Raw genomic sequence first — 20,640 nt, forward strand, 5'->3', positions numbered from 1 at the left:
CTAAGTAATCGCTTGCAAGAATTTATGAGCACATTTTTAAAAGTTTTTTGAGCAAACAAAAACATTCCCCTTATCTATACCAGAGGAATGTTTCAATCACCTTGTTCTAATTGTTGACGCTGCTTATAGTACTCTTGCTGCTCGCGCTCACGCTCTTCTTCTAAACGCTCTTCATAGCGCTTGAGTTCTGCCTCAAACTCTTCTTGCAAGGCAAATAAACGCTCCAAGCCACTTTGAGCCTCCGCACTTGGCGCTTGAAAATGAAGGGCACTTAGCCAGTCTACTAAATTTTCTGTATGTTGGCGGACATCCATACGCATATCCGCATAATCCCACTCCAGCTCGCTAAGCTTTTGATTGAAGCGGTAATGTCGATCTTCTAGTTGTTCTAATTCACTATTTCCTGAATGGTACATCACATACCTCCTTTAATCGGACTCAATAAAATCGGCTTTTTCACTGACTTCAGTGCTGCTTCTGCCACGTCCGCTGCTCCTCCTGTAAATCCGTCTTTCAAATCACTAACTAAGGTCGTTGTGGCAAAAGAGCGCATCTTTTCGGATTGACCGCTCAAAGTCACCTGCAAACTCATCCCTTCCAACATCATCAAGGCTTTTTGCGTTGCAATCAAACTTCTGATCGCAATCCGCTCTTGCTCCTTTTTAATCTCTCGATGGAGCTCCTCAATTCGTTCTCTGTCCTCTCCCAGGATCTCTAACATCTTTTTCTCCTACTTATGAAAAATCAAAGGCCGTCGCTTGTCCCTTGTCCAAGTCCACCAATTGAGCTGAAGCAGCCTCCAGCTGACCTGCCAAATCTGACAAGCGAGTAGAGTAGGCCTTTGCTTGGGCGAGGTTCTCCGCCTCTACCGCTTGGTCCCAACAAGTATCCATGGAGAACTCTCCTAATAGTTGCTCCACTTCTGCGTCTGTTAAAAATTGGGCCATGCTGTGGGCCATTTGAGACACCTCAGCGACCTTATGAGAAACTGTCTCCTTAGCCTCTTCAAGCTTATCCTTGATTTCTGCCTCAAAGACAGTTGCTTGCGCTGAAGCATTCTGCGCTACCGCCAGCACCAATTCCTCCCGCAATTGAATGGTCTGGGTTCCAGATGCGCCTGCCAGTTGCTGATGGAGGCTAGAAATGCTTGGATTTTCCTGCCCATACATGGAGACCACCGAAGCAGATGATGGCTGATTTTCTGAAGTGGAAGTTTCCCGATCTCGTTGGGGCATTTCAATAATTTTCTGTGCCTGATCTTGTCTTCCTTGCACGTCACCTTCTAACTCCATTTGAGATGGCCTCCTTTCTTGGATTTATTTTTTCGTTTCCTATAACTGAAAAAGGATCATAACCCTTCAGCTACAGGCAGATTCACACACTATAGGGTAACATAAAATAGCTCGGAATGCTATAAAAATAACACAATTTCTGAAAAAAAGTCTAATTTTTTATGAAAAAACGAGTTTTGGACCCAAATAGCAAAAATCCCCCGCTCTTTCGAGTGGGGGTAGCTGATAAACATCAGTTGTTCCTTGGCGTCTTATTTACGACGTCCTGGACGTTCCTTGTAACCATAGTAAGCATCTTCGATGATTTCTTGCATATGGTCTACCATTGGAAGACGTGGGTTAGCTGGTGAACATTGATCTTCATAAGCAAGGAAGGCCAATTCACGAGAATGTTTCTTCCATTCTTTTTCATCGATACCTTGTGCTTTGAAGTTCATTTCGATACCACAGCGTTCACCGAGTTCGTATACAGCTTTTGCGTAAGCTTCAACGGCTTCTTCTGGAGTAGAGCATGGAAGTCCTAGCATACGAGCGATATCTTGGTATTTTTCATCTGCACGGTAGTAGTTGTACTTAGGCCATGTAGCTGTCTTAGCTGGGCGTGTACCGTTGTAGCGGATAACGTATGGAAGCAAGATGGCATTGGTCCGTCCGTGAATAGTATGGAATTGTGCACCGATCTTGTGGGCCATTGAGTGAGAAATACCGAGGAAGGCATTGGCGAAGGCCATACCTGCGATCGTTGACGCATTGTGCATCTTTTCGCGTGAATGGAAGTCCGCATTCTTCACTGAGCTTTCCAAGTTTTCAAAGACAAGTTTAATAGCTTGAAGAGCAAGACCATCTGTGAAGTCGCTAGCCATTTGTGATACATAAGCTTCTGTCGCGTGCGTCAAGACGTCCATACCAGTATCAGCTGCAACAGATCCAGGAACTGTCAATACCAAGGCAGGGTCTACGATGGCTACTGTTGGAGTCAATGAGTAGTCTGCAATTGGGTATTTACGGTTGTTTGCTTTATCAGAGATAACGGCAAATGGAGTTACTTCAGATCCTGTACCAGATGTTGTTGGGATCGCAATAAATTTAGTCTTCTTACCAAGCAATGGGAACTTGAAGGCACGTTTACGGATATCCATGAATTTTTGAACCAAGTCACGGAAGTCCACTTCTGGTTGTTCGTAGAAGAGCCACATAACTTTGGCCGCATCCATTGGTGACCCACCACCGAGAGCAATGATCGTATCTGGTTTGAAGGCACGCATGATCTCTGTACCACGTTCAACGGTTGTGATATCTGGATCTGGTTCTACGTCTGCAAAGATTTGGTAAACCACCTTGTTGCGACGAAGGTCAAGCTGTTCGATGATACGATCAAGGAAACCAAGCTCTACCATAGCGTGGTCTGTAACGATCATGACACGTTCAACGTCACGACATTTTTGTAGGTATTCAATTGAATCACGTTCAAAGTATGTTTTTGAAGGTAGTTTCATCCATTGCATGTTATTTCTCCGGCGTCCGACTTTTTTGATATTCAAGAGGTTGATGGCACTAACGTTGTCCCCAACAGAGTTGCGTCCGTAAGAACCACATCCAAGTGTCAATGATGGCAAGAAGGCATTGTAAACATCCCCGATACCACCGAAAGTCGAAGGAGAGTTGCAGATCACACGAATGGCTTTAACTGCTTTACCAAATTCTTTGGTCAATTCTTCATCAGCAGTATGGATGGCTGCTGAGTGGCCAAGACCGTTGAATTCAACCATTTGGCGAGCTTTGTTAATTCCGTCTTCACGGCTTTCAGATTTCAAAACAGCGATAACTGGTGACAATTTTTCACGAGTCAACGGTTCTTTTTCACCAACTTCTTTACATTCTGCAGCAAGGATATTGGTTCCTTCTGGGACTGAGAAGCCAGCTTGTTCAGCGATCCATGCTGCTGGTTTCCCAACGATGTCCGCATTCAACTTCGCACCCGCACAGTTTTTGCTGTTAGCTTTTACGCCGAAGCAGAACTCTTCAAGAAGGGCTTTTTCTTTTTTGTTGACAAAGTAAGTATGGTAAGATTTGAATTCTTCAACAAACTCATCGTAGATTTCTTTATCGATGATGACCGCTTGTTCAGACGCACAGACCATACCGTTGTCAAATGATTTAGACATGACGATATCGTGCGCTGCTTGGCGGATGTTGGCTGATTTTTCAACATAAGCAGGTACGTTTCCGGCACCAACCCCAAGAGCTGGTTTTCCACAAGAATAAGCTGCTTTTACCATGGCGTTACCACCGGTCGCAAGGATCGTAGCAACCCCCTCATGATTCATAAGGGCACTGGTTGCTTCCATAGAAGGTTGGGTAATCCATTGCACACAGTTCTCAGGTGCTCCAGCTGCAATTGCTGCATCGCGGACGATTTGTGCCGCATGAGCTGATGATTCTTGAGCAGATGGGTGGAAGGCAAAGACGATTGGGTTCCGTGTCTTCAAGGAAATCAAGGCTTTAAAGATTGCTGTTGAAGTAGGGTTGGTTGTAGGAGTGATCCCGCAGACAACTCCGACTGGCTCTGCAATCAGAGTTAAACCTGTGACGTCATCTTCTGAAATGACACCAACTGTCTTGGTGTGACGCATGTTGTTTACAACGTGTTCACAAGCGAATAAGTTTTTAGTCGCCTTGTCTTCAAAGACTCCACGACCAGTTTCTTCATATGCATGAAGAGCAAGCTCACCGTGTGCGTCAAGAGCAGCTACAGATGCTTTTGCAACGATGTAGTCTACTTGTTCCTGATCCAATTTGCGCATTTCTTCAAGCGCAACAAGCGCTTTTTGCACCAACTCATCTACGTGTTTTTCAGCAGCGAGTTTCTTTTCTTCAGGTGAGAGAGTTTTTTTATCAGCCATTTGATGCTTTCCTCCAATGTTTGAAACCCTTATCCTTTTCTAGAACTTTTTCATGTTTTCGGAAATTTTCAAGAATAGTGTAAGAAATTTCGATTTGTTAATTATTTCACAATATAATTGTACTCTATTTTGAGATTTTTGTAAACACTTCCAAGCAACTTTCACAAAGAATTTTTTGAAGTTTGTGAAAACTTTATCAATCCTATTGCTGTGAAAGCAATTATCTAGCAAAATTGTGAAAAAATAATTAAAAAATTTTTTTCTTCACAAAGAGATGTTTTCAATCGATTTTTGTAAGCGTTTTCTTAACCTTACTAAAAAAAGCAGCTTTTTACAAGTAAAAAGTTGCTTTTTGTTTTATTTTGTTAGGATTTGTTTTGTTTCAGTTTCAGAGAAGCATTGTTACTTCTTGACCGGACCCTTTTCGGCCTTATCAAGGGCTTCTTTGACTGTTTGGGCATAGAGTTCCCCACCATTGGTTTCCATATTGAAGTGAACAGAGTCTGTTCCCACCCAAATGTTTGGATTTTCAATTGCTACTTGGTACCAGTCTGCAATGGTGATAAAGTCGTATTTCTTAGCCAGTTCCAACTCATAAAGACGCGTTTGAACCGATTCACTGGACTGATCGTTGGCATAGCGACCATCATATGGTGTCACAAGGATCAAGCGACGGCCTTTTGGAAGTTTCTCAACATACTGATCCAGCAATTCTTTATAGTTGCTTACAGTATTGGTTCCTAGGGCAATGACCACATTTTTTAGGAGAACTTTATTGGAGATGTCAGTCTCAAAGACCTTCATTCCATTTTCCAACTGACGGCTTACCACTGCATCGATCTGGATGCCAGGGATCGCTTTGGTTAGGTAGTCTTGTGCTCTCAAGTTAACCGAATCACCGATCATGGTCACACCATTTGAGACGTTATAGTCTGTTGCCGTCGCATTGTCCACCTGCGTCCGTGTGACCTGCATTTTGCTGTCTGCTTGATTGAGCCCACTCACTACCAAACTCTCATCAAAAGCTCCGACTGTTGGTGCAAAGGCAGAGATCCCGATCATCAAGAGAGCTAATGGAATCATGAGGTAAAAGATTGGCTTGGTCAAAAAGCTGAGATCCATCTTCATACCAAAGACACGAGGCTCCTTGCCTGCAATGATTGGCTCCAAAATATAGAAGGACAGAGCCGTTAGAATCAAGGAAACGATCGTCGTCACAAGGGCTGCCATCATATTTCCCAAATGTTGAGAGAAGATGATAAAGAAAGGCCAGTGGAAAAGATAGACACCGTAACTAGTATCTGCCAAGAAATTGAGGATGGCTGGTTCTTTTTTATCTGGCGTCTTTTCATGGAGAATGCGGGCCGACAGAATCATGGCACAAGCTGCGATTGTCGCTGCTAAAAAGCCAAACAGATAGGTCCACAAGCTATCAAATGGTAAGAAAAGACTGAGCACAAACAAGAAGGCAAAGCTTCCACCCAAGACTGACAAGGTCTTTTTCATACTCCAAGACTGCACCAGCTTTGTAAAGTTCGGGCTGACATTGGCAATCCCTGTCACCGTTGCTAGGCATGATCCCGCAAAGAAGGGGAAGATGTGAGTGAAGCTAGAAAAATAGATAGTAGAGAAATTAGCTGTCAGAAAGGCGCGGATGAACATGGACAAGAAGGTGAAGAGAAAGAGCCCGCTGGATGCCAGGAAGAGCATACCTCGGTACTTTCCAACTGTCTTAGCCCGCTTAGCCAAGAACCATGCCAAAAGTGCCCAGAGCACATAGTAATGCACTTCTAGAGCCAAACTCCAGGTATGAAGGAAGAGATGCGGAATGAAGTTACTTTCGTAACTACCACCCGTTGCCATCTCAAAGAAATTGGTCACAAAACCGAAGACCGCCGCAATCTGAGTCCCAATACCAGCCACGTAGTCCCGTTGGACCATAAAGGTAAAGGGCATCACGACCAAGACCATAAAGACAAGGGGTGGTACGATCCGGTAAAAGCGCCGTTTCAAGAATGCCAAATAGTCGATTCCTTGCTTGCGCGCAAATTCATCGATCAAGAGCGCTGTAATCAAAAATCCTGAGAAGGTGAAGAAAATATCTACCCCAATGAAGCCTCCAGGAAAGGCTTTTTGGAAGAAATGGTAAAGCAATACCAATAAGAGTCCTGTAACACGGACGAGTGAAAACCATTTAATGCGCATTTTGATAAATCCCCTGCTTGAATGTTCCTTTGTATACGACGTTGGCTTCTGTGGTTAAGGTGCCTTTGCCCTCCGGCTGGCCGTTAACAAACTGCCCTTCATAGGTCCAACCATCCTTGGACTTAAACTTACCATAGCCGCTAAAAGAGCCGTTGACGAGGTTACCTGTATAGGTATCCCCATTTTTAAAGGTGACGGTTCCCTTGCCATTCATCTTGCCACGGACCAAACTTCCGTCGTAACGGATCGCCCCCTTATCCAAGGTCAAGACACCCTGACCTGGAATGGCTGAAAAGAAAACCAACAAAGCAGATAGAATAATCACGACTAATGCTGCTATTTCTAAATTTTTTCGCGTCAGATAGACCTTATAAGTCTCATAAAATTCTTTCATATTCTGTATTCTCTCACATATCAAACTCTTAGGAAGTTGCTAACTGATCTAACCAAGCCTTACAGCCAGTCAGGACTCTGGAATAGGTCTCCTCAAAATCACCGGTATACCACGGATCTGGCACACTTTCAGCAGCAAAAAGATGAATCTTGTGCTCTGTCCCTGCAGGAGCTATTCGCTTCAGATCTGCTACATTGTTTTCGTCCATCCCTAGGATCAAATCAAAGTTGTAAAAATCCTCTTCCTTGATCTGTAAGGAAGTCTTAGCTGGATCATACGGGACCTGGTGTTGTTGAAAGATTTTCTGGGTTCCCCGATGGATGGGATTGCCATGTTCCCAGCTCGAGGTTGCCCGACTTTCAATCTCATACTGATCCGTCAAGTCCTTCATGACAAACTCCGCCATGGGGCTCCGACAAATATTTCCTAAGCAGACAAAGACGATTTTTTTCATGATTCCACCTAACTCCTTGTTCGGACTGCCCAACCTAGCTGAGCTCTTGGCTTTCCACTATGGAAAACCAGCATACTATTACTATTATAACAAAAATGTGACAGAAAGATGACAAAGGGACTCCATCATTTTAAAAAAAAATCAGATTCCTTTTTCAAATCTGATCTGTTTCTCTATTTTGGAAAACGAACCTCTAATGGAGGCCATTTACTCTGCCAATTTTTCTTTTTCATCCGCTCTGTATAAACCGCTAAACGCTCGGGGCTGGCTAAAAAATGCGGAGTCGGCTGAACGATGAAGTCTTCGATATCCCTTGTCCCATAAGGGAGAAAGAGCTCTAGCTGACCGTCTTTCCTTAAGCGAACCGCAAGAGCCGTACACTGCTCGGGGTATTTGGAAACCGCATCACAGGCACTGCGATAAGGAGCCGTCCCCGGACTATGCTGGTGCATATAGACTTGATTTTTCACTTCCCAAGCGAACTGGGGATAGGTCTTCTTTAAGTCCTGCTCGATCTGCAGAGTCTCCTCATAGCTGATCTCAGGGTCATAAAAGACCAGATCCATATCGGTTGTCGCGTCAAACCCTGGTTTTCCAGAGAGCTGGTTCCAGATGAAATTGCGCACCGCGCCCGCCGCTAACCAGGCATCTGCCAAGTTGAGATCTCGAATAATAGCCAAGACAGTCATCATCTCCGGATCCGCTTGGATTTGTTCTACTATCGCTTTTTCCGTCAGCATCTTCTTCTAGTCTCCATTGTAGGGGTAACCCAAGTGTTCATAAGCCTTGCGGGTCGCCACGCGCCCTGTCCGGGTCCGCATGATAAAGCCTTTTTGAATCAAGTAAGGCTCATACATATCTTCTACAGTCTCGCGTTCTTCAGCAATATTGACTGATAGAGTCCCAAGCCCGACCGGGCCACCGCCGTACATTTCAATCATGGTACGCAGGATCTTTTGATCGACATAGTCCAGCCCTTCATGGTCCACATCCAGCATAGAGAGGGCCTTGTCGGTAATGGTATCGTCAATCAAGCCATCGCCCATGATCTGGGCAAAATCGCGCACCCGTTTGAGCAACCGATTGGCAATCCGAGGAGTCCCCCGACTACGAAGAGAAAGCTCTTCGGCAGCTTCGTGGGTAATCTCCATCTCAAAGATTTCGGCGGTCCGCTCGACAATCTCTGTCAGATCATCTTGCTCATAGTATTCCATGTGCCCCGTAATTCCAAAACGAGCGCGCAAGGGATTGGACAGCATACCAGCTCGAGTCGTGGCCCCAATCAAAGTGAAAGGAGGAAGGTCCAGATGGACACTCCGGCTGCTCTCCCCAGCGCCAATCATAATGTCGATGTAAAAATCTTCCATGGCGCTGTAAAGCACTTCTTCGACTGACATAGGAAGACGGTGGATCTCATCGATAAAGAGGACATCCCCCGGTTCTAGATCATTGAGGATAGCTACCAAGTCACCGGCCTTTTCAATGACAGGACCAGAAGTCTGCTTGAGATTGACGCCCAGTTCATTAGCGATGACAAAGGCCATGGTGGTTTTCCCAAGCCCCGGAGGGCCAAAAAGAAGGACATGATCCAGCGCCTCATCCCGAAGCTTAGCCGCCTCAATAAAGATTTTCAGCTGGTCCTTGACCTTATCTTGACCGATATATTCATGTAAATATTGCGGGCGCAACGTCCGTTCAACGGCCTCTTCATCGCCCATGATTTCATTGTCTAAAATTCTACTCATACAGTCTATTATAGCAAAAAATGATACCTTCGGTACCATAAATAGAATATGTTTTTTAAAGATCCTGGTTCTCACTAGCGTTCGTTAGAATAAGTTGAATGGTTGCCCTCATCGCCAACCTTTCTTTTTATTATACAGTCCCTTCTTCTTCATCTATCGCTCACCATTTCACTTTATAATTATTTCCTTTAATGATAAAATTAAAGCAACAACGTTTAGGAGGTAAATTTATGTTTACTAAAACAAAGAAGATCCTTTTCGGTTTCTTGGCATTCTTTGCAGTGCTCCTTATTGCAGGATGTCAGTCTTCTCCATCGCAGTCTTCTAAAACAAATAAGTCTTCTCAAACAGATAAATCTCCTCAAACAATCAAAGCACCACAAGATCTTACAAAGGATCAACAAGGAACTTGGAAATGGACTGACCAACAAATGACCATTCAAAAAGTATTCCTAGCTTCTAATATCAAAAAACTTGCCGCTGTACTAATGCTTGATGACTTCGATAAGGTTAAGATGACGATGACCATTAAAGATAAAACCGTTGAATTGAAGTACCATTTTGATTACAGAAAACTGTATGAGGATCAAGCATTTGCAACAGGAGAGAACAAAGCGAATTATGAATCGTATTTAAAAAATAAAACTGCTGAATTTAAGAATTATATTCCAAATTTGAAACATACAAAGATTACTCTTGACGAACCTAATTATGCCTATGATTACTCTCTAACTGGAGAAATCGATACACAGAAACATACTATTACGTTCCCTGAAACACCTACATTTTTAAGTAGAATTGTTATGGGAACCACGTATAACTCACTTGTACCAATTACTTATACTTACACCGTTGAAGGTAACCAACTAACACTTTATGCTGAAGGTAAAGATGAACAAAGTCATTTTAGAGTAATACGTCTTCGTTTCAATTACGTAGGAGACAATCATTAGAAGGAGTGATCAATCATGAACAATATGAAAAAAAGTTCCCTATGGATGTTTTCCCTTCTTGCTCTTCTATTTGTATCAGGATGTGGGCAACAACAGAAACAACAGCAACAGAAACAACAAACAACCGCTGAGACTACAACAGTTGCAGAAACTACCACAGTAGCACCTACCCCAGTCTCACTCGAAGGAGACTGGAAAGCTGTAGATTTTAGAGATACAGTGGAACGTACTTTCTTACTTTATTATAATGATGCTAATAGTCGATTAAAGGTTACTGAAGCCTTCCAAGATATCGTTCCGACTCTAAAAATCACAGGAACAGATGTAACTTATTCTTATAGTGCTGATATGAATAAGTATATTGATTTTTATGCTGAACAGAATAAAGATGAATATCCTACAAAAGAAGAAGCTACTGCCATCCTTCTAGGCGTAAGAGAAAAAAAATTTGGAAGTTTTAAACATCAAACTGGAACGTTTGATAACGATACAAAAGTGTTAACTGCAACGTTAAAAGATGGAGTTTTAAACGAGAATGCAAAAACGATCGTATTCCCTGAAGTTCCAAACATCTTTGGAGTTCTACCTCTTTATATTAATTCTACAGACGTACCAATTACTTATCACTACGAATTGAATGGTGACATCCTTACAATTTACGCTGAAAAAACATTCGAAGAAACAGGAGCACATCTCGTTTATCCGATGAAATTCAAGAAAGTTTCAGATCCTAAAACTAATTAAATAACTCACTGAGAGTGAGACAGAAATCGGTAATTCGTTAGAATTCGATTTCGTCGTCCCACCTCCGCACAGTTGAGTAGGGCTGTAAAAGCTGATGAAATCAGCGTAGTAGAGCCCACTCAACCACTGCGTCTTGCTCGACAATCCAAAGAAAATTGAGAGGCTAGGATTTTTGTCCCAGCCTCTTTTCTGTGCAAAAAAATAATTTAGGAAGCCTTGAGAATCTCATCTATTGGGGACTCTGCTACATACAATTTTCCCGTTTCTTATGTTGAATAATCGGTCAAGTTACAAAACAAAATTGCGATTTGTTTGAAAGCCCTTGCAAAACAATTGTGTTGAACGTATAATATAAGCGTAATACAATCATCTATTTTAAGGAGGTCTAACGATGATTAGACGTTATAAAAAATTATTTTTAGCATTCGTTGCTCTGTTCTCAGTCTTCCTACTAGCTTCTTGTTCTCAAAAACAAAGTGGCTCTAAAAATGCTGCTAAAACAGAAACAGCAAAAGTCGAAACGATTGATGGCGAATGGGAATTAGTCGATACTCTCGATGCTTTAACGGAATCCATCGGAGCCTATACCCTCCATGGAATCCACTTTGCACACTTGCTTGAATCTGTTAAAGACTTCAAAATGGACATGAAGATTGAAAACAACACGGCAACCATTAAATACGACTATAACATTGATAACTTTATTAAAGCTTTCTCCACTGTCACAACAGAAGCTAGAGGCAAGACTGAAGAAGAATTCAAAAAAATCATGTATGACTCTCATGAAGGATTTGCAAGCGACTTTAAGAAATACAAAGTCAGCATGAATAAAGATACTGGCGTGTTTAGCTACGAAGCAACGGGTTCTATTGATCAAGGTGCCAAAACAATGACCTTTGATGAAGGACTTTCCGTAGCAAACTCATTCTTCTTCTCATTCGGTGAAAATCGCGTTTCGCCAAACACATATCACTACAAATTAAAAGACGACATGCTTTATGTCACGATTGACGGAAAAGCGAAGAAAAATAATCTTCCAGTTCACTATGAACTACACTTCAAACGTAAAGGAAGCACTACTCAAAAAGACCCCGTTCCAATTGAAGGAAAATGGCAAGCCATCGACTTCCGACCAGCTCTTGAACGTAGCTTAGCCTTTAAAGATTTTGACAATGATGATTCGGCTATCAAGCTGATCTATCCTGAGGCATGGAAAGATTTAAAACCAACGTTGAACATTACAGATACATCTGTTGAATTCGACTATACTGTATCTCTAGCAGATGGTTTTGGAAGGTTCTACGATTACTTAAAACAAAAAGATGCATCTAAAGTGACTCAAACGAAAGACGAATATATTAAAGATCAATTTACCAAATTATCAGTCAATCTACAGGATGGCGCTAAGGACTTGCCCAATACAACTTATGAATTTGATAAAGGTAATGCTAAAATTCATTCTGTCTTGAAGAACGGTAAATTAGATACAGCAAACCAAACGATTATCTTCCCAGAAGCTATCAATATTGTGCAACTTGCAACCATGTCCATTGGACCTGTCGCTAAAGAAACTACGTATAAATACTCTATTGATGGAGATATTTTAACGTTGACGATTGAGCAACGCGATGGACGGAATAATCTAAATACGATTATTTCAGCAAAATTCAAAAAAGTGTCTGATGCAACGGGCAAGTAGTCATTCCACTGCTCCTTGAGATTTTCTCAAGGAGCTTTTTTCTGTGCAAAAAAATAAAGAGCTTACGCTCTATTAAAATACTTCGGTACCTTTGGTTCGGTTGAACTCTCTGAGTTCACCTCATTAATTTTTTAAAGATCGTAGTTCTCACTTGCGTTCGAACTGCGTCAATGTACCTAAGCTCGTCTACGTCCCTATTGGACTTGACTCACTAAGGTACATAGAAAAAAGCCACCGGTTTTGGTGGCTCTTATAGGGAGATTATTATGAAAAAGTTTTAGGAGTTTTATCATTCAAAGTTAGGAGGTCTTTGATGATGGTATTAGTATACGATAGGAAGCTTAAACTTTCCTTATAGTTTTTCTAAAAAATTTTTTTCGAGAAAAAGAGGAGGTCCCAAGCAAGAATTTCACATCCTTGTTTGGGTCACCCTTTTCCTCCTTATTTCTTAGCGATGGCATGGTAGCTAGTCTTGCTGGTGAAGACTTGACCTGCTCTCAAGATGACCTTTTCAGCTTGGTCACTGTGAATGGCATCTGGCACTGTTTGGAATTCTAGAGCCAAGCCATTGTGCTGAACCATTGGTTGGCCTTGCAGATGAACAGTTTCGTCTACGAAATTGGCTGAATATACCACCAAGGCTGGGGCTTCTGACTTAAAGGTCAAAAAACGTCCAGATGGCTGATGGTAAAGAAAGCCGGCATTTTCATGCCCTTCTGGAAGAGCAAATGGATGGTCTAATCCTTCTACCAGACGAATTTGCGGATCAGAGTCCTTAAAAAGATCCTCCAAGAGCATAGCTTGGTAGAGATGCTGAACAACCGGACTTTCTCTATCCACGGTCTGAAGAGGGACACCGTCGGGATGGATAGGGTAAAGCCCTTGATGGTTGATCTGAAAGACATGGTCATTGATCGGTTGGGTGAAGTCCCCAGATAGGTTGAAATAGCTGTGGTTGGTCGGGTTAACTAGAGTATCTTGATCCGTTTCTACCCGATAAGCAATCTCGAGTTCACCATCTTCCGTCAAACCATAGGTTACCCAGATCTTGAGACTTCCAGGGAAACCACCGGTTCCATCCGCCCGTTCTGTATAGAGAGTGATTTCCTGATCCGTTACCGACTCCACGCTAAACAAAGCGCTATCCCAACCCGTCGGTCCACTGTGGTTGCAGTTGGTACCATTATTAGCTTCCAAGTGATAGGTTTGACCATTGAGTTCAAAGCTAGCTCCTGCAATCCGGCCAGCTACCGGGCCAATACTAGCCCCATATTTAGGGCTATTGCCCACATAGTCCTCAAAGCGATCAAAGCCTAGAATAATATTCGTAAACTGGTCTTCTTTATCAGGCGTCACATATTCTAAGATCGTCGCCCCATAGGTCATGACAGATAATTGGTAACCCTTGTCATTTTCGAGGCGATAAGCCCGAACCTCTTGATTCTGCCATTCCCCAAACACGCTTTCTTGATACTGTTTCACAAACCTTCTCCTCTCACTGTTTTTCTCCATTGTATCAGTTTCACAAGAAGAAACACTCCACTTTTTATAGAAAATTAGTGGCTATTCTTTATGAAATGGATGAATGATCACCCCTTGAACAACCCGATTGACAGTACCAGTTGGTGATGGCGTGTCTGGGCGATTTTGCACCTTGAGCGAAGTCAAGAGAGAAATCAACTGACCGTAGATAATGTATGGGAAGGCACGGTAGATATCTAGGGAGTCTGCTGATGCTTTCACCAACACTTCTCGTACATGCTCGATCCCTGCAGCTTGATCGGTCAAGAGGACAACTTGACGGGCAATCCGATCCCCTGCAACTTCTCGAACCAAGTCCAGATCATACTGACGGGTATAAGGATCAATGGCTCCAAAGACCAAGACGAGGGTCTGATCATTGATGAGGGATTTTGGACCGTGACGGAATCCGACAGGACTCTCATACATGGTTGCGATTTTGCCTGCCGTTAATTCCAAAATCTTGAGCTGGGCTTCATGGGCTAGGCCAAAGAAAGGTCCTGCTCCCAGATAGATCACGCGCTCAAAGTCTAGATCGACCACTTCCTTGACCGCACGGTCCTTCTCCAAGATTTGCTCAGATAGATCAACCAGCTCTGCTACTCGTTTTTCCTTGATCTCTTCCTCACTTGGATCAAAAACCAAGAGAGCTGTCAAAAGCATAGAGGTAAAGCTAGAGGTCATGGCAAAGCCGGCATCATTGGTTTCTTTAGGTTGGAGAAGCAAGAGATTGCGCTCATCTCCGTGGGCTTGCTGGGCCAGTTTTCCTTCTTCGGCACAGGTAATGGTGATCTGATAGAGCTCATCAACCAAGTCTTGAGCCAACTGCACGGTGGCGACACTTTCTGGCGAATTGCCACTCCGGGCAAAAGATACTAAAACAGTCGGAACCTCTTTTTTCAAATAGGTTTGAGGATGAGCTACGATATCCGTCGTCGCAATGGATTGAAAATTCCAGTGGCGTTCATCGTGTACTTCCTGCAAATATGGAACCAAGGTATCTCCCACATAGGCTGAGGTCCCAGCCCCTGTCAAGATGACCTTGATATAGTCATGCTCTTGCCCAATTTTTTCTAAGAAAGCTTTTATTTCCGCTTTTCTTTCTTGATACAAGCGAGCTGTTTCTTTCCAAACCGTCGGTTGTTGGTAGATTTCACGTGTTGTGATCTCTGCTCCTAGCTCCTGCAAGTCTTCTTTTGTATAGTCTAACATAGAACCTGTTGTTCCTTTCTACAATCTAACGTTGATAAATGGGAAAGGAGCCTGAGATGATGCTCCCAGACTCCCATACCAACCTACTCATCTTCATCATCATCAAGGTTTGACAAGAGGTCATTGACCTTGACAATACTTTCTTTTGCACGTTCAGGGTAGTCCCCTTCATTACCAGTCAGGCTACTATTGATGAACTCGATGACCATCGGAAGATTCATCCCTGCGTATAAGTCAATCGCACGTCCTTCAAGGATCAAGCGGCTCACGGTGTTGCAAGGAGTTCCTCCCAAGAGATCGGCAAATACAATATAGTCTTCTAGACCTTGGACTGTTGCTTCAAATTTAGCAGTAAAGTCTTCTGGTCCTTCTTCTGGTAAGAGTGCAACCGTATGGATGGATTCTTGTGGTCCCATAATCATCTCTGTGCTAGCTTTAAGCTCTTCACAGAAGCGACCATGACTGACCAATACTAACTCTTTTGCCATACCTTACTCCATTATGCCATTCCAAAGAAGAAGTGGCCAAATGCTGAGAATGCGATTGCTGCAAGGATGATGAGCAAGATAGCTTTTGTAGAGTTCATACCCTTACGTCCAAGCAACCAGTAGATTACACCTGTGATGATTGCTGGTACCAAACGTGGGAAGATAAGGTTGAGCATATCTTGAATTTCAATCGCTTTGTCCCCAATGTGTGGAGTCCAAGAAACTTCAACACCAATCATGCTGGCAATCAAGGCACCAACCATGAAGATACCCAGAACGGCAGCTGCGTCGATCAAAGCTGTCAAGGTACTTTGCATGTTGTTGATGAGGTTAACCCCTTCTTTATAGGCAAATTCCAACTGTTTCCAACGGAAAATGTCATAAGCAACTGCCACAGCGATCCACAAGAAGATACCGGCTGGGTTTCCTGCAATAGCCAAAGTTGCTGCGATTGAACCCATAATAGCTGGTACCAATGATCCAAAGATTGAGTCCCCAAGAGGGGCAAATGGTCCCATAAGACCTGTCTTGATCCCGTTCACCGCATCTTTTGATTTTACACCATCTTTTTCTTCCAAAGCAAGGTCAAAACCAGTGATAATAGTGTGGAAGAATGGAGAAGTATTGAAGAATTGCGTATGCAATTTCATCATTTCTTTCAATTCAGGTGTGCCGTCTCCATACATTTTCCGCAATTGTGGAAGAAGCATGTAAAGGTAACCAGAAGCCTGCATCCGTTCGTAGTTCCAACCCAATTGGAAGGTGAAGAGGCTACGTTTGTTAATTTGTTTAAAATCTTCTTTTGTTAGTTTGTAATTAGAATTCGTCATCTTCAATTTCCCCGCTTTCTACATTGCTTGCTGGAGCAGCTACAACTGTACGTTGGCTGTTTTTGAAGTGTTGTACTGCAAGGAAGATACCGATGATGGCAATACCAATCATAGATACACTCTTGAAGTTGTTAACAAAAGTAATAGCTTGTTCTTTTGGAAGTTTAGCGAACACATCAGAACCAACAATGCTAGACACTGCAGCACCAAGGCTTTGAACATTGCTATAAAGCACTGTCAACATTGCTGTTAAGCCAAAGCCAAGTGCTAAATAGTGAAGGTTACGACGAACAGGAAGGTAACGAAGCAAGATCGCAAATCCAAGACCTGGAAGCATTTGACCTGCAAGTTTCAGACCGTTTGCCAACCATTGTACATTAGCAAGACCTGTAACAACAGTTTCTACGAAAGAACCACCAAAGGCAAGAGCCAAGAAGACTGGAAGGGCACGAGAAAGAGCCCAAGGAACAGCACCAAGAAGGTAGTTGCGTTCAATTCCTTTATAGTCGTAACGTTCGATCGCAGCATCTACACGGTGAGCGAAGTAAGTTGTAGTCATACGACCAAGAATATCAAAGTAGGTCAACAAAGTTGCTACCGGCACAGCGATTGTAGCAATAGCAATCTCTGGATCAATCCCTTTTGCTACTGAAAAGGCAGTTGCAAGAACGGCACCAGATGTTGCGTCAATACGAGAAGCTCCACCGAAAGTACCAACACCGAGCACTGTCAATTGGAGAGAAGCTCCGATAAATAGACCTGTCTTTAAATCTCCCATAACAAGTCCTGTAATGAAACCAGCAAAGACTGGTGAGCCTGCTGATGAAACAATCGTCAACTCATCACAGATTTGATAAGCTGAGTACAAAGTAAGTAGTAAAATTTGCCACCATTGTATCATGACAATTTCCTCCTAAAAATTTTCTTTTACTTTAATAACTTCATAAAGTCTTCTGCAGTGTCGTTTGGCACCATCTGAGACGTAATCTTTACACCTTTTTCGTGGATTTTGTTGAAGTCTTCCACATCCGCGTCCACCACATTGATCGAGCGGGTAATCGCACGTGTCTCATCAGATTGAGACATATTGCCGACATTCAGCGTTTCAAGCTGAACGCCTGCTTCGATCAAACGAAGGAAACGATCAGGTTTGCGAGCTACGATAAAGAGTCGTTGGCTATCATATTTTCCAGCCAAGATATTTTCCGCAGCCTTTGCGACTGGCAAGATACTGAGCTTAACACCAGGTGGTGTCGCTAGTTTCAAGCCACTTTTTTCAATATCATTTTGAGCGACTTCATCATCGATCACCATGATACGTGAAACATTTAGTTTGGTAGTCCAAAGATTGGCTACCTGCCCGTGGATCAAACGTCCATCGATACGGCATCCTACAATAGTCATAAGTTTTCCCCCTTTACTTCTTTGAATGTAGGTTGTTGAACAAGTTGAAGTGTCTCTTGGTAACGCCCTTCTGTCTCAAAGACGATCAGGCTATTGGCTCCTTCTTTGAGGAAGCCATGAGGCACATAAAGTGAAGTGGTCGGTCCGACTTCCCAGAAGCGACCAAGGTTATGGCCGTTGACAAAGACGACCCCTTTCCCAAATCCTGTCATATCCAGATAAGCGTCAAGGGTGTGGTCCAGCTGAAAATCATATCGGTAAAATGCTGGAGCACCTGCCTGCCATTCCTTTGAAAAATCGAGCTGACTGAGATCTTGTAAATCCAGTGGGTACTGCTTCCAATGAAGATGGAAATGCAAATCCACACAGACACCTGTGCGAATGCCCTTGTGCTGGCTATCAGCCAAGAGCTTGTGCCCGTAGTTGACACGACCCATATTTTCAAGCAAGATTTTTAAATTCGTAACCGCTTTCTTTTTTCCTTTGATAAAAAGATCTTCACCGATCTCTGTTTGGTATTGTGTTGCTACATGTTGATCATCCAGGTAAATTTGTACCCGATCCCGACCATCAATGATGCGCAATTTTTCTTCTTCCGCATCCAACTCAAGGTCTGTCTCATATAGGAGATAACCTGTGGTTTGCCCCAACTCCTCCATCTTTTCGGGATAAAGGCTGGTCTCAACCTGAGCCAAATTGTCCAGATTTCCAAAAAGACTAGTCTTGGCTACCAATTGCAAGGTTTGTTCTGGCAAACACTTTTTGATGAGTGGTTCTTGCTGTGGGTATTCCGGATAATAGGTCGCCATCATTTTTTGAATGGCATAATACTTCTCCGTCGGATTGCCCTGCTCATTGAGCAAAGCCCCATAGTCATAGGACGTCACCTGTGGCAAGTCTAGCGTTCCCCGAGCTGAGCAACCATTCATAAAGCCGAAATTGGTCCCGCCATGAAACATATAGAGATTGATGGAGCCGAGCTCCAAGACCTCATGGACAGCTTCTGCCAACTCCTCTGGGTCCCTTTGAATCACGGGTTCCTTCCAGCGGGTAAACCAGCCATCCCAGAATTCCATACACATCAAGGGCCATTTTTTGCCGTATTCGTCAAAGAATTCTTGCATCTGACCGAAGTTATAGGCTGCTTTGGAACCGAAGTTTCCCGTCACAAAGAGGTCTTCTTCGATCAAGGTTCCTGTTCTTAGCGTTGCTCGCCATGGCCCATCTGATGTAAAGAGAGGACAGGTCACGCCTTTTTCCTTCATCAAATCCCGAATGGCACGAAGATAATCCTTATCCTCTCCATAAGAGCCGTACTCATTTTCCACCTGCATCATGAGGATTGGACCACCCTGATCCACTTGGTAGGGTGTCAACAAGCCAAGCAAGCGATCATAATAACGATCCACCGCTTCGATAAAGGCTGGGTCTGATGAGCGGATTCGCAGGTCTTCTTCCAAGAGCCAGGCTGGTAATCCACCAAATTCCCACTCTGCACAGATAAAGGGCGACGGCCTTACAATCATGTAAAGTCCTAGGGACTGGGCTGTTTGAATGAAACGCTCTAGATCCAATCGACCACTAAAGTCAAACTGCCCTTTGCGGGGTTCATGCGCATTCCAAGGGACATAGGTCTCAACCGTGTTAAAACCTAAAGCCTTTAGATTATACAAGGAATGATACCAGTCTGCTGGGTCAATTCGGAAATAATGGATCGCTCCGGATAAAATCTTGAAGGGTTGATCTTTTAAATAGAAAGCATCGCGAATCTCAAAAACTCCCATAAACGCCCCCCTTTCTTATATGTAACCCTTTTCATTTATTAATATAATAAATTATTTAAAAAATGTCAACACTTTTATAAAAAATATGTTAAAATAGGGTTAAATAAGAGAAATCTAAAGAGAGGTAGCACTATGGCAATTCCAAAGTACCAACACATCAAAGATGAATTGAAGCAACAAATTATCTCAGGAAAATTTGAAAATGGAGATAAATTTTATACTGAAGCTGAACTCATTAAAATTTATGATGTTAGCTCTATCACCGTTGTCCGTGCTTTGAACGACCTCGCTGCTGATGGCTACATTGTCCGTCAGCAAGGAAAAGGAACCTTTGTTTCTCGTGCTCGAAAACACAAACTGGTTGAATTTTCAGATGTTGAAACCTTCCCAATCCAAAAGGCCAAAGTCAAAGTTCTCTCTATTAAACGTGGAAATACCTTAAGCATCCTAGACAAACTAGGCCTCAACCCAACGCAATTCTACTATAAGATCGAACGGACTCGCCAGACAGGGGATGATACCTATATCTTCCACCAAACCTATGTTCCTGAACAATACATCAATCCAAACTATCCAAATTTGGAATACTACAGCTCTATCTATGATCGCTTCAAAGAAGACTATCACATTCATATGAATGATGAGCACTTCGAAGAAGTCAACGAAATCGTCTTTCCTACACCAAGCAAGGTTGCCAAAGTATTAAAGATCGACGAAAATTTCCCAACGGTCAAACAAGTGAAGACGACCAAGCTAGAAGCGACTGGCCAAATCCTTGAATACACGGAAACCTATAAACGCGGTGACTACTACAAGATCAAGTTCATCTCCTGTGACCGCGATCACTAAGAACCAAAAAGACTGAGACATCTCGGTCTTTTTTATAGCTCCAGTATAGCATGTTGAAAACGATTTCTAAAGACCTCTTTAAAAATATATATAATTAGTGATAGTTTAGCTATAAAAAGTTTAAAAAAAAGAGTGGGACAGAAATCGGTAATTCGTTAGAATT

Annotated in this window: 20 protein-coding genes; 4 read left to right on the forward strand and 16 right to left on the reverse strand. The window is 42.9% G+C overall.

Annotated elements, in window-relative coordinates:
• Positions 1 to 92 precede the first annotated feature (92 nt).
• From HMPREF2704_RS02775 to ruvB, 9 genes are all read right to left on the reverse strand, one after another.
• Positions 93 to 416 (reverse strand): hypothetical protein, encoded by a 324-nt coding sequence (locus HMPREF2704_RS02775; protein WP_003009394.1) that lies wholly within the window; start codon positions 414 to 416, stop codon positions 93 to 95.
• A complete protein-coding gene (locus HMPREF2704_RS02780; RefSeq protein WP_049523796.1) occupies positions 416 to 721 on the reverse strand; it encodes a hypothetical protein in 306 nt (101 codons plus the stop codon). The genes HMPREF2704_RS02775 and HMPREF2704_RS02780 overlap by 1 nt, the downstream gene beginning before the upstream one ends.
• Positions 722 to 734: 13 nt before the next feature.
• On the reverse strand, positions 735 to 1,292 hold the full coding sequence (locus tag HMPREF2704_RS02785; RefSeq protein ID WP_070449221.1) for a hypothetical protein: 558 nt from the start codon (positions 1,290 to 1,292) through the stop codon (positions 735 to 737).
• Positions 1,293 to 1,543: 251 nt separating this feature from the next.
• The gene (adhE, locus tag HMPREF2704_RS02790) at positions 1,544 to 4,195 is read right to left on the reverse strand and encodes a bifunctional acetaldehyde-CoA/alcohol dehydrogenase (protein WP_070845585.1); all 2,652 of its coding nucleotides are present in this window, start codon (positions 4,193 to 4,195) and stop codon (positions 1,544 to 1,546) included.
• A gap of 402 nt (positions 4,196 to 4,597) precedes the next feature.
• On the reverse strand, positions 4,598 to 6,400 hold the full coding sequence (locus tag HMPREF2704_RS02795; protein ID WP_070845587.1) for an acyltransferase family protein: 1,803 nt from the start codon (positions 6,398 to 6,400) through the stop codon (positions 4,598 to 4,600).
• On the reverse strand, positions 6,390 to 6,794 hold the full coding sequence (locus tag HMPREF2704_RS02800; RefSeq protein WP_070660610.1) for an MORN repeat-containing protein: 405 nt from the start codon (positions 6,792 to 6,794) through the stop codon (positions 6,390 to 6,392). The genes HMPREF2704_RS02795 and HMPREF2704_RS02800 overlap by 11 nt, the downstream gene beginning before the upstream one ends.
• Positions 6,795 to 6,822: 28 nt before the next feature.
• Positions 6,823 to 7,248: a low molecular weight protein-tyrosine-phosphatase gene (locus tag HMPREF2704_RS02805; RefSeq protein ID WP_070845590.1), complete on the reverse strand. Its 426-nt coding sequence runs from the start codon at positions 7,246 to 7,248 to the stop codon at positions 6,823 to 6,825.
• Positions 7,249 to 7,421: 173 nt separating this feature from the next.
• On the reverse strand, positions 7,422 to 7,988 hold the full coding sequence (locus HMPREF2704_RS02810) for a nucleotidyltransferase family protein (protein ID WP_070845592.1): 567 nt from the start codon (positions 7,986 to 7,988) through the stop codon (positions 7,422 to 7,424).
• Positions 7,989 to 7,994: 6 nt separating this feature from the next.
• Positions 7,995 to 8,993, reverse strand: coding sequence for a Holliday junction branch migration DNA helicase RuvB (ruvB, locus tag HMPREF2704_RS02815; protein WP_021154208.1), 999 nt, complete (start codon positions 8,991 to 8,993; stop codon positions 7,995 to 7,997).
• 230 nt (positions 8,994 to 9,223) lie between these two features.
• Between ruvB and HMPREF2704_RS02820 the strand changes: the two genes are divergently transcribed.
• The 3 genes from HMPREF2704_RS02820 to HMPREF2704_RS02830 all read left to right on the forward strand — a co-directional run bounded on the left by HMPREF2704_RS02820 (position 9,224) and on the right by HMPREF2704_RS02830 (position 12,389).
• Positions 9,224 to 9,946 (forward strand): hypothetical protein, encoded by a 723-nt coding sequence (locus tag HMPREF2704_RS02820; RefSeq protein ID WP_256318009.1) that lies wholly within the window; start codon positions 9,224 to 9,226, stop codon positions 9,944 to 9,946.
• A gap of 15 nt (positions 9,947 to 9,961) precedes the next feature.
• Positions 9,962 to 10,690, forward strand: a complete 729-nt coding sequence (locus tag HMPREF2704_RS02825) for a hypothetical protein (protein ID WP_070845597.1) — start codon at positions 9,962 to 9,964, stop codon at positions 10,688 to 10,690.
• Between the two features lie 391 nt (positions 10,691 to 11,081).
• Entirely contained in the window at positions 11,082 to 12,389 is a 1,308-nt protein-coding gene (locus HMPREF2704_RS02830; protein WP_045760101.1) for a hypothetical protein, read from the forward strand.
• Between the two features lie 441 nt (positions 12,390 to 12,830).
• On the opposite strand, the gene HMPREF2704_RS02835 is transcribed toward HMPREF2704_RS02830, so the two are convergent.
• The 7 genes from HMPREF2704_RS02835 to HMPREF2704_RS02865 form a co-directional block, all read right to left on the reverse strand.
• The gene (locus tag HMPREF2704_RS02835) at positions 12,831 to 13,871 is read right to left on the reverse strand and encodes an aldose epimerase family protein (protein WP_070845599.1); all 1,041 of its coding nucleotides are present in this window, start codon (positions 13,869 to 13,871) and stop codon (positions 12,831 to 12,833) included.
• A gap of 81 nt (positions 13,872 to 13,952) precedes the next feature.
• The gene (locus HMPREF2704_RS02840; RefSeq protein WP_049475228.1) at positions 13,953 to 15,122 is read right to left on the reverse strand and encodes an SIS domain-containing protein; all 1,170 of its coding nucleotides are present in this window, start codon (positions 15,120 to 15,122) and stop codon (positions 13,953 to 13,955) included.
• A gap of 83 nt (positions 15,123 to 15,205) precedes the next feature.
• Complete coding sequence (locus HMPREF2704_RS02845; protein ID WP_003002366.1) at positions 15,206 to 15,610, reverse strand: PTS sugar transporter subunit IIA; 405 nt, start codon at positions 15,608 to 15,610, stop codon at positions 15,206 to 15,208.
• A gap of 11 nt (positions 15,611 to 15,621) precedes the next feature.
• On the reverse strand, positions 15,622 to 16,440 hold the full coding sequence (locus HMPREF2704_RS02850; protein WP_023920055.1) for a PTS system mannose/fructose/sorbose family transporter subunit IID: 819 nt from the start codon (positions 16,438 to 16,440) through the stop codon (positions 15,622 to 15,624).
• Complete coding sequence (locus HMPREF2704_RS02855; RefSeq protein ID WP_023920053.1) at positions 16,427 to 17,341, reverse strand: PTS mannose/fructose/sorbose/N-acetylgalactosamine transporter subunit IIC; 915 nt, start codon at positions 17,339 to 17,341, stop codon at positions 16,427 to 16,429. The genes HMPREF2704_RS02850 and HMPREF2704_RS02855 overlap by 14 nt, the downstream gene beginning before the upstream one ends.
• 26 nt (positions 17,342 to 17,367) lie before the next feature.
• Positions 17,368 to 17,844 carry a PTS sugar transporter subunit IIB gene (locus HMPREF2704_RS02860; protein ID WP_003009322.1) on the reverse strand — a complete coding sequence of 159 codons (477 nt, stop codon included), beginning with the start codon at positions 17,842 to 17,844 and terminating at the stop codon, positions 17,368 to 17,370.
• Positions 17,841 to 19,628, reverse strand: a complete 1,788-nt coding sequence (locus HMPREF2704_RS02865) for a glycoside hydrolase family 35 protein (protein ID WP_070845601.1) — start codon at positions 19,626 to 19,628, stop codon at positions 17,841 to 17,843. The genes HMPREF2704_RS02860 and HMPREF2704_RS02865 overlap by 4 nt, the downstream gene beginning before the upstream one ends.
• Positions 19,629 to 19,760: 132 nt before the next feature.
• Here HMPREF2704_RS02865 and HMPREF2704_RS02870 point away from each other — a divergent pair, with 132 nt between their 5' ends.
• Positions 19,761 to 20,477, forward strand: a complete 717-nt coding sequence (locus HMPREF2704_RS02870) for a GntR family transcriptional regulator (RefSeq protein ID WP_049472675.1) — start codon at positions 19,761 to 19,763, stop codon at positions 20,475 to 20,477.
• The last annotated feature ends 163 nt before the right edge of the window (positions 20,478 to 20,640 follow it).

It is taken from the genome of Streptococcus sp. HMSC076C09, assembly GCF_001837905.1.
Classification (GTDB): domain Bacteria; phylum Bacillota; class Bacilli; order Lactobacillales; family Streptococcaceae; genus Streptococcus; species Streptococcus parasanguinis_I.